This is a genomic window from Psychrobacter sp. UBA6766, from assembly GCF_002453355.1.
Taxonomy (GTDB): domain Bacteria; phylum Pseudomonadota; class Gammaproteobacteria; order Pseudomonadales; family Moraxellaceae; genus Psychrobacter.
Genome location: NZ_DKGQ01000042.1, coordinates 44,116 through 58,559 on the forward strand (window position 1 = coordinate 44,116; position 14,444 = coordinate 58,559).

Here is a 14,444-nt window from a genome sequence, read left to right on the forward strand (position 1 = left end):
TTAAAACTGCTGCAAATTTTCTGCGAAATCGCTACTTTAGCTTAGAGGGTTTACCAATATTTAACCCATGGCTTTATTGCAGATTTTAGTTTTATAACTCTATTGTTCAAAACTCAGTGTTAATGCTAAAACCCGTTAAAAAGCCGGACTAGTATATCGTCAGTCATAAATAGCAGTGTCTTTATAAGCCGACAAATTGTAAGGTAATAATTTTCTGACTGACAGAAACGCGCGTTACTTTTTATGATAAAGGCGTTACTATAAGCGCAATTCTATTGTACATTTTGGGTCTATTTTGATCTTTGCTTAACCTTTTATCTTTAACTTAAACAATAAAAACGGATTATTTACATGAAGCGTTCTACGTTGTCTCACTCTTTTCTTAATATCATATTGGTGTTTATCGAGTCGGCGCTGACTCTGCTGTTACGTTTAGACCCAGAACTCCGTAAAGCCGCTTATCCACTTGCCAAGCAAGGTACCGTCGTCGCTCTTAGATTATATCTGCCCCATGTAGAGGTGTTTGCCACTTTTAGTACCAAAGGGGTGTTATTGGATGATAGGTTGCCTATTGGCCGCAGTGAGCCTGACGTTATTATCAATGCCTATAGCATTCAAGTGATTAACGCCATCACTACCCACGACAGCGAAACGACTGAAAAGCTGCAAATGCGCGGCGAGTCTGTGCAAGTACAATTGGTTAAGCAATTTATAATGCAACTTGGTCTTGGTAGCCTTATTCAAGGTTTGATTAAAAAGATTAAAGGCGGTAAAAATAAGCCTAAGCCTACTGAAGCGGAAATGGCCGACAAGAAGGAGAGTTATAAGCTGCGAATTAAAGAGCAGCAAACGCAAATTAACACATTAACCATCAAAAACCGTGAGCTTGAAACGACAGTAAAAGAGCTGCAAAGTAAGCAAAAAACGTTTATTATCACTACCATAATAGCGGCTGTCGTCGCCATTGCCGCTATCATCGCCTTATTTATCATGAACTAACTTATAATCAACTAATTTATAGTCACTTAATTTATAGTCATTTACAGTCACTAGGTTTTATTTTAATTTTAAAAATTTTTCGTTTTTATCGCGTTTAATATGTCTCAGACTTATTAAACGCTTTTTTAATGTATTAGAATATGCCTTTAATTCAAATGGTGGCTGTCTAAGTGAACTAAAAATGGCCAAATCTTGCAAAATCGCCACTTTTGCAAATCTTCAAAGTCTTATACCCTGAGCTATTGCTCATTTATTATCCTCGATTTTCTCTTCACTTTAACTGTCATTGTTTTTATCAATCACAGTGATAAGTAGCACTCACCATTCACCCACACTTTAATCTTGACTAAATTACTCGGGATTGCGTATAATAATTCTATCGTTGCACACATCGGGTAAACCATCTGCTGTTTAATGGCGACAAGACACCACTTAGTCGATAGATGATTTTCCTAGATACGACAAGACTAAGATCGTTGTTAAATAAATTTATCATTAAAAGGATTGGAGATAACACATGCGTTTGACTACTCGAGGCAGATATGCCGTGACCGCTTTACTTGATTTGGCATTGCAAACTAGCCAACAAGAGAGCGCCGTCTCTTTATCTGACATTGCTAAGCGACAATCGATATCTATCTCTTATCTTGAACAGTTATTTTCCAAACTCCGCAAGCGCGGTTTAGTCACCAGTATCCGCGGCGCGGCAGGCGGTTATCATTTAGCCAAGCCGCTTGATGAGATTGATGTGATGAGCATTATTTCTGCCGTCGATGAATCGGTAGATGCAATGCAGTGCGGCGGACGCGGTGACTGCCAAAGTGGTACAATGTGCCTAACGCATGATTTATGGTGTGCGTTATCTAATCATGTTGAGCAGTACTTGAAAAATATAACATTAGCGCAATTATTAAACATGGAACACGTGCAGTCAGTATCAGACCGTCAGCATGCTGCTTTTCCAAACGACATTTCTACAAAAGATATGTCTACAAAAGACATCAATACTATTACCCTATCGACCAGCGAGGCAAACCCAGCATGAGCCAACATAACAACCTTATATACTTAGATTATGCCGCCACTACGCCAGTTGCTAAGTCAGTTGCTGCTAAGATGAGCGAATATCTGACAGTAGACGGCATTTTTGGTAACCCAGCATCACGCTCGCATGGCTATGGCTGGCAAGCAGAAGAAGCGGTAGAAACGGCTCGTCAACAAGTGGCTGAAGCGATTCATGCTGATCCGCGCGAAATCGTCTTTACCTCGGGTGCGACAGAGTCAGATAACTTGGCCATCAAGGGCGCAGCACACTTTTATCAGTCTCGTGGTAAGCATATTATTACCAGTAAAATTGAGCACAAAGCTGTTTTAGATACCTGCCGTGAGCTTGAGCAAGAAGGTTTTGAGATTACTTATCTTGAGCCGCAGCCTGGTACAGGTTTGATTCTGCCACAGCAAGTTAAAGAAGCATTACGTGAAGACACGATTTTAGTATCCCTCATGATAGTCAATAACGAGCTTGGTACGATTACGGATGTTGCAGCGATTGGCGAAATTACTCGCGAAGCTGGTGTTATCTTCCACGTCGATGGGGCGCAATCTATTGGTAAAATACCCGTCAATCTTGAAGAAATGAAAATTGACTTGATGAGTTTCTCAGGTCACAAAGCTTACGGCCCTAAAGGTATCGGCGCTTTATTTGTCCGCCGTAAACCACGTATTCGCCTAAAAGCTGAGCAGCATGGCGGTGGTCACGAGCGCGGTATGCGTTCAGGAACTTTACCGACGCACCAAATTGTTGGTCTTGGTGCAGCATTTGCATTGGCCAATGAACGTTATGAAGAAGACCATGCTCACGTTGCAAAATTACGCCAAAGACTGTGGGACGGTCTACAAGACATCGAAGAGATTTATCTAAACGGCGATTTAAAAAACAGCGTTCCCAATATTATTAATATCAGCTTTAACTTTGTTGAAGGCGAATCATTGATGATGTCGCTAAAAGACTTAGCCGTCTCATCAGGTTCAGCCTGTACGTCAGCAACGCTTGAGCCATCGTATGTATTGCGTGCTATCGGTCGCCCAGATGAATTGGCTCATAGCTCCATCCGCTTTAGCTTTGGTCGTTATACCACCGAAGAAGATATCGATACCGTAGTGAAACAGATGCATGAAGCGGTAGAAAAATTACGTGCTCTATCACCACTTTGGGATATGTATCAAGAAGGTGTTGATTTAGACTCGGTAGAGTGGTCTGAGCATTAATATTGATTCGCAAAATTTTTAGTAGTTAAACGGTTTAATGGTTATCAGATATAACCACTAAACCAAACCATTTATCAGACAATTATAAATACAGTTTTTATAATATGTGTTTGACCCCAATTATCGATGAGTAGAGAGATACTCAGAATGAATAAGTTACTCATATAATTTAGTCGTTTAAGTAACTACTCATCATCTAACTAGGAGAAAACCTCATGGCCTATAGTGACCAAGTTATTGATCATTACGAAAATCCACGCAACGTTGGCAACCTTGACAAAAATGCCAAAAACGTTGGTACGGGAATGGTTGGCGCTCCCGCCTGTGGCGATGTGATGCGTCTACAAATCCAAGTCGATGACAACGGTATCATCGAAGATGCACGCTTTAAAACCTATGGCTGCGGTTCTGCGATTGCTTCAAGCTCTCTTGTCACCGAGTGGCTAAAAGGCAAAAGCTTGGATCAAGCTGGCGAAATCAAAAACAATGATATTGCTCAAGAGCTTGCTCTACCACCCGTTAAAGTGCATTGCTCTGTCCTTGCAGAAGACGCCATTAAAGCCGCTATTAGCGACTATAAAGGTAAGCATGGTGCTACTACTACTGCAGTAACAGAAGAAGCAACCAGCTAAGTCAATGTAGAGCGTATGCGCTTATTTATACAATAGGCCTTAGTAGCAGATTCTAAAAAAACATGAGCAGTACGACGTTAGAAGCTACTAACGCCCAAAAGGTGACAATAACGCTCATGTAATTGTCACCTTTTATTTCTTTTTTGATACTTTATTCGTAATAGTGTTGATAAAAGACACTCTTGCATCAATTATTATCTGAATTATTGAGAGTCAATAGGAGTTGGCATGATTGAAATGACAGAACGCGCCGCTCAGCATGTTCAAGATTTCCTGAACAATCGCGGTAAAGGTGAAGGCATCCGAGTTGGTATCCGTACAGCGGGCTGCTCAGGATTGGCTTACGTTTTAGAGTTTGTTGATACGCCTGACGAAAACGACACCCGTTATGAAAGCCGTGGCGTTAATATTTTTATTGATCCTAAAAGCTTGGTCTATTTAGATGGCTTATTGATGGATTATGAAAAAGAAGGTCTCAACGAAGGCTTTAAATTTTCTAATCCTAATCAAAAAGGCGAATGTGGCTGCGGTGAATCGTTTACGGTATAGCAGACTTAAGTAAGATGGCTTTAAGCAACCGATATTAAATGTATCTGTGCTTAGAACTGACTTTTTAGTGTGGGCGATTCAAAACAAGCTGTTGCATAAGTGCCCATAACATTAAGCCATTAAAGACGAGCATTAAAACGCTGAAGACCTTACAATAATAAATAAAAACGAAGGCAGACGATATGACAGACATTACTCCAGAAGCCCAGTTTGATAACTTCTTTGACCTATTTGAACAACCTGTACAATTTGCGGTCAATCAAGAGCGCCTTGATCAACAGCTGCGCCTGCTGCAAAAACGCTATCATCCGGACAACCTTGTCGCTGATAGCAAAAATGCAGCGGATAGCGCACAAGCCAAGCAGCAATCAGAGCAAGCTTCAGCGCTGATTAACCAAGCTTATCAAACGTTAAGTGCCCCTGACAGTCGTGCCAGCTATTTGTTGGATATCGCTGGGCAGGCGCAGAACTTAGAACATTCTATTGCCGATCTGGACTTCTTAGAAGATGCGATGCAAATGCGTATGGATTTGGATGATGCGATTGAAGGCAAAGAGCTTGCCGCGCTGAAACAACTACATCCGCAAATTATCGAGCGTCTAAATAAGCAATCTGAGCGTTTTGATAGCGCTTATCAGAGCCAAGATTGGCAAACGGCGATTGATGCGACGCAAAAATTAAAATTCTTAGTGAAGTTAGATGCTGATGTGACCACAGGGCTTGATGAAGTCGCGTCTGCTGAGCATTTAGATGACGATGATTTATACGTTTAGAGACCTGTGTGCTATCGCTTATTAACTTTATAAGAGATAAGTTAATATATAGTGCGGTTAAAATAGGCACTATTATCCCGTATAATTGCAAATAATAAATGTCTTTTGCAATTTTTGCTATTTTTATCATGGCTTACTAAATCCATATATTTTTAAACGATTGTTTTTGCTTATTGTTCAATTTTTGATTATTAATAGTACAACGGTTACATGATGATCGTTGCTGTGTTGTATTTGTTCTATTTCACTTAATTCATTTTATCTTTGAGTTTTCTTATGTCTTTATTGCAAATTGCCGAACCTAATCAAAGTGCTCAACCTCACCAGCATCGTTTTGGCCTAGGAATTGACCTTGGTACGACGCGCTCATTGGTCGCTGTGGTACGCTCAGGCAAGGCGCAAGTTTTGCAAGCAGGTACGACAACTGATACCTTGCTGCCATCGGTGGTTTACTATCCAAGCACTGGCAAGCCATTGGTTGGGCATGATGCCCTTACACACTTAGCAGATGATCCAAAAAATACGATTGTCTCGGCTAAGCGCTTTATGGGACGTAGCCAAGCAGATATTAAATTCTCACATCCTTATGAGTTAAGTGGTAGCGAAGATGCCATGCCAGCGTTTGTAACGGCGCAAGGCGAAGTGTCTCCTGTTGAAGTTTCAGCACGTATTTTAGCCGCGCTTGAACAACGTGCCGCAAGTGCTTTGCCAGACGACAGCATTCAAGGTGCAGTGATTACCGTACCAGCCTATTTCGATGAAGCTCAACGTCAAGCAACTAAAGACGCCGCCCAGGCTGCTGGTATTAATGTTCTGCGTTTATTAAATGAGCCGACCGCTGCTGCGGTTGCTTATGGTCTCGATCAGCCTAGCGATGACAATACTGAAAACTACTACCTAATCTATGATTTAGGTGGTGGTACCTTTGATGTGTCTATTTTAAAGCTCAGCGATGGTGTATTTGAGGTATTAGCGACGGGCGGTAATAGTGCGCTTGGCGGTGATGATATTGACCGCTTATTGACCAATTGGCTCATTAAGCAATCAAATATCGACCCTAAAAACGTCAGCTTGCACGACAAATCCATCCTTGCTCAACAGGCTAAAACTTATAAACAAGCGTTAACCGATGCTGAGCAAGTCGATATTGATATTGTCGTTAATGAACAATCTTATCAAGGGGTGTTACGTCGCGAAGATTTGATGAGTATTGCAGGGCCTGTCAGTCGCCGCACGTTAAGTGTCTGCGAACAAGTATTACGTGATGCCAAGTTATCTGCCACCGACTTAGATGAAGTCATTTTGGTTGGCGGCTCTACGCGCATGCCTGCTATCCAACAAGTGGTCGCAGATTTTTTTGCGAAAGAGCCGCTTTGCCGTCTAAATCCAGATGAAGTCGTCGCTTTAGGCGCCGCTCAGACGGCTCATCAACTGGTCAATGGCGATAGTGACCACGGCCTGTTATTGCTCGACGTCACGCCATTATCGCTTGGTCTTGAAACCATGGGCGGGCTGGTTGAAGTCCTGATTCCGCGCAACACCCCTATTCCAGTCAAAAAACGCCAAGTATTTACTACTTACCAAGATGGACAAACCGGCATGGTGATTCACGTGGTACAGGGCGAGCGTGAGACAGTCGACAACTGCCGCTCACTTGGACGCTTTGAGTTATACGGTATTCCGCCTATGAAAGCAGGTTTTGCTCGTATTGAAGTGACCTTTAGTATTGATGCCAATGGCCAGCTCACCGTCAGCGCGCAAGAAACCACAACCAAGACCGAAAGTAAAATCGAGATTGTGCCCTCTTATGGACTGTCTGATGAACAAAAAGAGCAACTATTGATCGCAGGCTTTAAATACGCTGAAGAAGACAAAAATGCGCGCTCTTTAATCGAGACCAAAGTAGAAGCGGAACGTGAGTTATTAGCACTACAGTCGGCGCTTAACGAGTTTGCTGCGTTAATCTCACCTGAAGAGCAGCAGTCATTAACTAAAAGTATGCAAGCTCTACAAACGGCGCTTAGTACGGATGATTTAGCCGTTATCGAAGCCGAACAAGCCAAGCTCAAGCCGCACAGTGATGCTTTTGCAGCGCGTATTATGAATCAAAGCGTCAAAGCCAGCATGTCTGGCACCAGTGCGCAAGATTGGTAGTAGATACATTCGTAATAGATATATTGATAAGATATACACTTAACACATTAGCTTAGCACCTGTACTAGGTTGACCCTTTTTATTTTTTAATTGATTAGCACCGGATAAACAACTTATGCCAAAAATTACGATATTACCCCATCATGAAATTTGCCCCGAAGGTACTGAAGTCGAGCTAGAATCGGGTAGCAACTTATGTAAAGCGCTATTGGAAAAAGGCATCAAGATTGAACATGCTTGCGAGATGTCAAAAGCCTGTACCACTTGTCATGTTGTGGTGCGTAAAGGCTTTAATACGTTAGATGAAATGGATGATATCGAAGCTGACTTACTGGATCGCGCTTGGGGTTTGGAGCCTGACTCACGCCTATCGTGTCAAGTGATGCTTGAGGATGATGATTTAACCATCGAAATTCCTAAATATACGCTAAACCATGCGAAAGAAAATCATTAAATAATAAAGTATAAAATTAAACTAAAAAATCCAGTTATTTATCATAACTGGATTTTTCTTTTTATAAATACTTTCAAATCGAAATCAATCTGTACCTAATTATGACTGGTATTTTCTTGCTTACAGGCTTCTGCTATTTCAAGCATCGCTGCTTGTTCTTCTTGTTCAATACGTGCAAGAGCTAGATTTAAGCGATTTCTGATGTCTTGATAGTCATTATCTTGCATGTCTTTAAAGTTCAAATGTAAATTAAAACCGGGTAACGTATGGTCTACCCATTTTGACAACTGCCCTTTATTTTCATCAGGGTCAAGCACTTGCCACGCACTTACCTTATTATCAAAACCTTTTAGCTGAAAAGCGCCGACATATTCACAGTCATAATCATGCGAGATATAGTCATGGGTACTTTCGCTAATAAATATCTGACCTTTACCGGCGACGGCCTCAAGCCGTGAAGCAAGGTTGGCCTCTTTCCCAATCAGCGTATAGCTCAGGCGGTTGTTACTGCCAAAATTGCCGACATGACAGTAGCCAGTGGTAATACCAATACGGATATATAGTCCCTCGAAACCGAGCAGTCGCCATTTTTGTCGCAAGGTACGCATTTCACGGCGCATATCTATGGCCATTGCCACACAATCGAGCGCATCTTGGCGCGGTCCCCGACTGTTCGGCTCGCCAAAAAAGCACACCATACCGTCGCCGATAAACTTATCCAGCACCGCGCCGTGCTTATTGGCGATTAACGTCATACAATGCATATAGGTATTTAAAATGTCCGCCAAATTATCAGCGCTCAAACTATCGGACAACTCTGTAAAGCCGACAATATCTGAAAACATCATCGTCAGTTTGGCGCGTTTATTTTCGACGCTAACGGGACTGTCAGATTTGACGATTGGTTCCCAAACTTGCGGCGGTACAAACCGCGTCAGTTTATTAATGACAGAAACCATGGTATTTAGACGTCCAGCCGCTTGCCGCGCCCGCGCTTCATAATCTACATAATCCCGATAAACGTGGCGAAAATGGCACAGTATCACAATCATACTGGCCAATAACACAACGGGTGTGACAAAGCTGTCGTGACAGTCCATCTCAGTGCTATTTAAAGTCACACTGACATAATAAAAAACAATAACCGTCACTACTGATGCAGCGAGAAGTTTGAGATGGTTTTCCGGGCTACTAAGAATAATTCGCAGACCGATGAGCGCTGCTAGACTGAGCGAAATGACCGCACAAAACTGTATCGAGCCTATGACCGCTGAAGATAAGATAATAACGATGTTAGATGTCCAAAAACTGGTTGGACGGCGATAGTTATAAATTAAAATCAACAAGCTTGGCAGACAAACCACGACAGCGAGCGCCATCGACGTCGGGCTAAAGTTGTAAAGTATCGCGAGCAATACGACCGTTAGTATTAAAACAAAGATTTCTGGATAATCAAATCGATAAACATTGCTATTACCACCACGGTGTACAGGAATCTTTGGGCCTGTGGTTTCAAAAAATGCCATGATCAATGTTCGCTTAGAGGATAACTATCAAAGGTTTGAATAAAAATTAAAGCGGATCTTCTATCAACGTATGTTTTTGCGCAGTCTTTAGGTTAATAAGTGCTTAAACTAATAAGTGAATGCATTGATAAATAAATGTCTTTATCAATATCTGTTAATATGAGTAGATAGTAAATCTATCTATTATACGGCTTTAATGCCATCTTACCTAGGACACTGGTAAGCAAAAGCATACCACTTATCGCTTATTTACCTAAAACATACTATAAAACTAAATCGCAATAAACATGGTTTATGTTGATGATAATAACAAAAGGAAAAAAGCCAGATAATAGCTACCTGACTTTTTCGTAGTGAAAACTTAATGAGAGCTAAAAATCAATGCACATTTGAATGAAAGCAATTATTGAATGCTGAAGCGACATTCAAAAGCTTCCGTTTAAAAATATATTACATTTGCCAATCAAATGGCATTTGATGGTGCCCACGCAGCGCCATCATGAGCGTTTGCTGCATTTGCGCCAACACTTCTTTGGTATAAGGGACGGCAGGAACGCCCCATACTGGATTTGGCCATTGCATATCGTTTTGATAGCGCACGATATGATGGAAATGTAGCTGCGGCACTTGATTGCCGAGTGCAGCCACATTCATTTTATCTGCTTGAAAAGTCTTAGCAAGTTGGCTTGATAACCAGCTCGATTCACGCAAAAACTGCGCTTGGTCTGCCTCAGATAATTCATATAGCTCTTTGATACCTGATACCCGCGGTACCAATATTAACCACGGAAATTGACAATCATTGATTAAACGACAGGTTGATAATGGGAAATCGCCCACTAAAAAACTGTCAGCCGCAAGTTTATGATGAAGTTGGAACATAATGACGGTTCTCTTGTTATGACGCTTAAATAAAGTAAAGTAGTATGTAAAAATGCAGCACTTATTTTGCTAAAACACAATGCGTTTAGAGAATAGAGCGTTTAGAAAACAGTACGCGATAAAAAATAGTAGGCTAAATATTGTAAAGTGACGCTATTTTATCAGTTATCTAGCCGATAAAATAGCGTCGTGACTGACTGTCTTAGGGCTTGACCTTTATCTTATTTAAATCTCTTTATGAGTTGGCATATTTTAGAGAGATAAGCCAACGAATAAACAAAACTAAGCAGACTCCGCCACCATATGTTCGCTAAAATAGCGTAATAGCTCTTGAATCACAGTGACACGCTGCTGCGGCGTTGCCAACTTATCCGCATCTTGATAACGAATACCAGAGGCGCCATTCATTCGATAACGCTGACCGTCCTTTTGAATAAGCTTAATAATCGCTAACGCATCGACTGGCGTATCAGGCGCAAACTCTAACGTCAAACTACTACTATTGGCATCGATCCTATTAATTTTCAACGGTTCGGCTTGAATTCGTAGCCCATGAATGGCAAATAATTGCTTGGTCTGATCGGGCAGCGTCCCGAAACGGTCAATCATTTCGGTACGAATATCGGTCAATGCCTCCTTATCATCGGCATTACTGATGCGTTTATAAAACAGTAAGCGCTGATGCACATCGTGCAAATACTCTTCTGGTATTAAAGCAGAGCTGTGCAAATTAATCTCACTGGTCAATGATAGTGGCGTGTTTAAGTCGGGCTCTTTACCGGCTTTAATCGCTTTTGTTGCGCGCTCAAGCATGTCCATATATAAGCTAAAGCCAATCGCCTGCATATTACCACTTTGCTGTTTGCCAAGGATTTCACCTGCGCCGCGAATCTCTAAATCCTCACTTGCTAGCATAAAGCCTGCGCCCAAGGTATTGGCCCGCTCAATCGCATGTAGACGGCGCTTAGCATCGCCTTTAAGGCCTTTAATAGACGGCACCAACAGGTAACAATAAGCTTGGTGATGGCTGCGACCAACTCGACCTCGCAGCTGATGCAACTGAGCCAAGCCGAATTTATCCGCGCGCTCAATGATAATGGTGTTGGCATTCGGAACATCAATACCAGTTTCGATAATGGTCGAGCATATCAATACATTGAATTTTTTATGATAAAACTGCTGCATCACTTGTTCAAGTTGGCGCTCTTGCATTTGTCCATGAGCGACCCCTACTCGTGCTTCAGGAACCAGTTCACGGACAGTCTCTGCCATTCGCTCAATACTGGCAACATCGTTATGCAATAGATAAACCTGACCGCCGCGCAGTAGCTCACGCAAGATAGCTTCTTTTAACAAGGCATCCGTTTTTTGCATGACAAAGGTTTTAATCGCGAGACGACGCTCTGGTGGTGTGGCAATAATTGACATATCTCGCATTCCTGAGAGCGCCATATTAAGCGTTCTAGGGATTGGCGTCGCTGTCATCGACATGCTGTCCACATTGGTCTGAATCGCCTTAATGCGCTCTTTATGACGCACGCCAAAGCGATGTTCTTCATCGACAATCATCAAACCGAGATTAGAGAATTTCACATCAGGTTGTAGTAACTTGTGCGTGCCAATGACGATATCAACCTTGCCAGCCGCTAAGTCAGCCAGTACCGTCTGTTGATGTTTTTTACCGCCAAAGCGCGACAAGGTTTCGATACGTACCGGCCAATCCGCAAATCGATCGCGGAAATTGTCTTCGTGCTGGCCTGCCAGCAAGGTGGTCGGCACTAATACGGCTACTTGATAACCAGCGCTGACTGCTATAAAGGCCGCGCGCATCGCTACTTCTGTCTTACCAAAACCCACATCACCGCAGATAAGACGATCCATCGGTTGATTTTGTCTCATGTCTTCCATCACTGCATGGATGGCATTGGCTTGATCCGGCGTTTCTTCAAAGGCAAATTGGCTAGCAAACAGCTCATACTGTGATGGGTCTATTTTAAAATGAATACCAACTTTTGCTTCGCGCCGAGCTTGCATGTTAAGTAGCTCAGCGGCAACATCATGGATTTGTTCAAGCGCTTTTTGCTTGGCTTTATCCCATTTACCGCTACCGATTTTATGTAGTGGGACAAGTGCTGGATCACCGCCACTATAGCGATTGATCATTTGTAAATTAGCAACCGGCACATAAATACTGGCATCATCAGCGTATTTTAAGTGAATGAACTCTTGCTCGCCGTCACCAACATCCAGCGTAATCAGCCCATTATAACGTCCAATACCATGCTCAATATGCACCACCGGACTGCCTTCAGTTATTTCGGTGACGCTTTTAACCAAAAACTCTTCTGACACACCACTTTGGCGGCGACGGCGCGTTTGCAGCACTTGCCGGCCAAATAGTTGCGTTTCACTAATCAATACCAATCGCTCAGGAACATAAACACCGCGTTCAATAGGCGCTACGGTCAATCCGACCTGCGGTAGCTTTTTATCATGAGTATTCTTAGTTTTATCTGCTGCTAAAAACGCCTCAAAGCTATCGTAGGCTTTAACATCTATTTTACCTTTAAACAGTTCAATCAGAATTTCACGACGACCAGCCGTTTCTGCTACTACTAATACTGGCGTTCCTGTTTGGGCTTGTAAGTTTAAAAACTCCAAAAGCTCGGTAAGTGGCTCCGCTTTTTGATGATTGACGGCCAGTTGCGGTGGCTCTTGGGCATTAAGTGTTATCAGTCCTTGTTTTTTTGACGTCAGGGGTAGTTGTTCAGGCGTTAGGGTTGCTTCATCGCTATCAATCGCAGCAACATCCGTCATAGTCGCCAGCTCATCACGTGCACTCAATATTACCCGTGGATAATGATTCAGATGCTCATTTAAAGTATTCGATAATAAATATAACAACTCAGGCGCAACGATTGGCTTATCGATATCATGACGACGCTCTTCATAACGGCGCTGAATCTGAGACCAATAATCTGACTGTTTCTCGTTAATTAGCTCGTCCGTGATAAATAAGGCATCGCTCGGCAAGTAAGAAAATAAACTACTCTCGGACTGCCAATCTTTTAAATCAAAAAATAATGGCTGGTAGTATTCAAGCCCACTGCTGGCAATACCTGCCATCACATCCTTATGCAGCTCAGATTTGCGGCTACTGGCATTAGGGAACATCGCCGCAAAATTCATACGAAACGTGTCGCGCCCTTCATCGAGCGGAAACTCTTTAGCCGGTAATATTTGAAACTGCTCAATAGGTTTTGAAAGATCAGGCAATTTATGCAGTAGCGCCAGCGACTCTTTAGTCATACTGCTATCATTGCCGCTCATCATGACTTTTAGGTCATCGACGGTCAACGTTCGCTGGGTCTGCGGATTAAAGAAGCGAATGGTTTCAATTTCATCATCAAATAAATCGAGACGAAGCGGAAATGGCTGACCCATTGCAAAGATATCAACGATACTCCCACGAACCGCAAACTCACCCGGTTCAAAGACATTTTCAACTGCGCGGTAACCTGCCTTTGCCAATAAGCCACGCTGAGTATTGATGTCAAATCGATCACCGACACTCAAATCAAAGTGCTGGCCTATCAACCAACTGGGCGGTGCCACGCGATGCATCAGTGTTTGTACCGATATCAACAACACGCCTGTAGTGGGCATATCGGTCAAAAGATTGATGCGTTCGCTGACAATATCTTGATGCGGAGATAGCTCATCATAAGTCAGTGTTTCCCAGTCGGGAAATACATAAGCATCAACCCCACAAAACGCCAACTCCGTCTCTATCTGGTTGAGCTGATTTTGGTCACGCGTCACCACGACTTTTAGACGGTCGGCCACATCCCAGAGCGGCGTTTGCACGAGACTTGCCAGCCATAAACTACTGACTGCCCCATGCACAGGCGCCAGCCAGCGCCGCTCGGCATTTTGGATAGGAAATAACTGCTGATTAATAAGATCAAAGGCGTCAGTCAAAGCAGGGATAGGCATAAAGGATAGGATCGAAGTTAAGGGTCAGAAAGCTATTATACGAATATTTGCGCAATTACCAAAATTTATGCCGTAACGGTTTGTCACTTAGCATTTTTATTAAAAAACCAATAACTACAAAATTGATAAAATCCATATTCATCTATAAAGACAGAATAATTAAATGTAAGAACCTCAACGGTTAAGCTGAGGTTCTCAATTTGTATTCATT

General features: G+C 42.5%; 11 protein-coding genes. 8 read left to right on the top strand and 3 right to left on the bottom strand.

All coding sequences use genetic code 11. The annotated features are described in order from the left end of the window. The first annotated feature begins 351 nt into the window (after positions 1 to 351). The 8 genes from B4K26_RS09385 to fdx all read left to right on the top strand — a co-directional run bounded on the left by B4K26_RS09385 (position 352) and on the right by fdx (position 7,829). Positions 352 to 999, top strand: a complete 648-nt coding sequence (locus tag B4K26_RS09385; protein ID WP_296245078.1) for a hypothetical protein — start codon at positions 352 to 354, stop codon at positions 997 to 999. Positions 1,000 to 1,516: 517 nt separating this feature from the next. Then, positions 1,517 to 2,044: an Rrf2 family transcriptional regulator gene (locus B4K26_RS09390; RefSeq protein WP_296245079.1), complete on the top strand. Its 528-nt coding sequence runs from the start codon at positions 1,517 to 1,519 to the stop codon at positions 2,042 to 2,044. Beyond that, positions 2,041 to 3,267, top strand: a complete 1,227-nt coding sequence (locus tag B4K26_RS09395) for an IscS subfamily cysteine desulfurase (RefSeq protein ID WP_296245080.1) — start codon at positions 2,041 to 2,043, stop codon at positions 3,265 to 3,267. Before B4K26_RS09390 ends, B4K26_RS09395 begins: the two co-directional genes overlap by 4 nt. Positions 3,268 to 3,482: 215 nt before the next feature. Continuing rightward, entirely contained in the window at positions 3,483 to 3,899 is a 417-nt protein-coding gene (iscU, locus tag B4K26_RS09400) for a Fe-S cluster assembly scaffold IscU (RefSeq protein ID WP_296245082.1), read from the top strand. Between the two features lie 228 nt (positions 3,900 to 4,127). Beyond that, on the top strand, positions 4,128 to 4,448 hold the full coding sequence (gene iscA / locus B4K26_RS09405) for an iron-sulfur cluster assembly protein IscA (RefSeq protein ID WP_296245083.1): 321 nt from the start codon (positions 4,128 to 4,130) through the stop codon (positions 4,446 to 4,448). 182 nt (positions 4,449 to 4,630) lie between these two features. Beyond that, entirely contained in the window at positions 4,631 to 5,221 is a 591-nt protein-coding gene (gene hscB / locus B4K26_RS09410; protein WP_296245084.1) for a Fe-S protein assembly co-chaperone HscB, read from the top strand. A 276-nt stretch (positions 5,222 to 5,497) separates the two neighbouring features. Further along, positions 5,498 to 7,375, top strand: coding sequence for a Fe-S protein assembly chaperone HscA (gene hscA / locus B4K26_RS09415; protein ID WP_296245085.1), 1,878 nt, complete (start codon positions 5,498 to 5,500; stop codon positions 7,373 to 7,375). Positions 7,376 to 7,490: 115 nt separating this feature from the next. Further along, positions 7,491 to 7,829 (top strand): ISC system 2Fe-2S type ferredoxin, encoded by a 339-nt coding sequence (fdx, locus tag B4K26_RS09420; RefSeq protein ID WP_296190981.1) that lies wholly within the window; start codon positions 7,491 to 7,493, stop codon positions 7,827 to 7,829. A gap of 95 nt (positions 7,830 to 7,924) precedes the next feature. Here fdx and B4K26_RS09425 read toward each other — a convergent pair whose 3' ends face one another. The 3 genes from B4K26_RS09425 to mfd all read right to left on the bottom strand — a co-directional run bounded on the left by B4K26_RS09425 (position 7,925) and on the right by mfd (position 14,233). After that, positions 7,925 to 9,355, bottom strand: a complete 1,431-nt coding sequence (locus tag B4K26_RS09425) for an adenylate/guanylate cyclase domain-containing protein (protein ID WP_296245086.1) — start codon at positions 9,353 to 9,355, stop codon at positions 7,925 to 7,927. Positions 9,356 to 9,805: 450 nt separating this feature from the next. After that, positions 9,806 to 10,237: an HIT domain-containing protein gene (locus B4K26_RS09430; RefSeq protein ID WP_192522485.1), complete on the bottom strand. Its 432-nt coding sequence runs from the start codon at positions 10,235 to 10,237 to the stop codon at positions 9,806 to 9,808. 282 nt (positions 10,238 to 10,519) lie between these two features. Continuing rightward, complete coding sequence (gene mfd / locus B4K26_RS09435; protein ID WP_296245088.1) at positions 10,520 to 14,233, bottom strand: transcription-repair coupling factor; 3,714 nt, start codon at positions 14,231 to 14,233, stop codon at positions 10,520 to 10,522. Positions 14,234 to 14,444 lie beyond the last annotated feature (211 nt).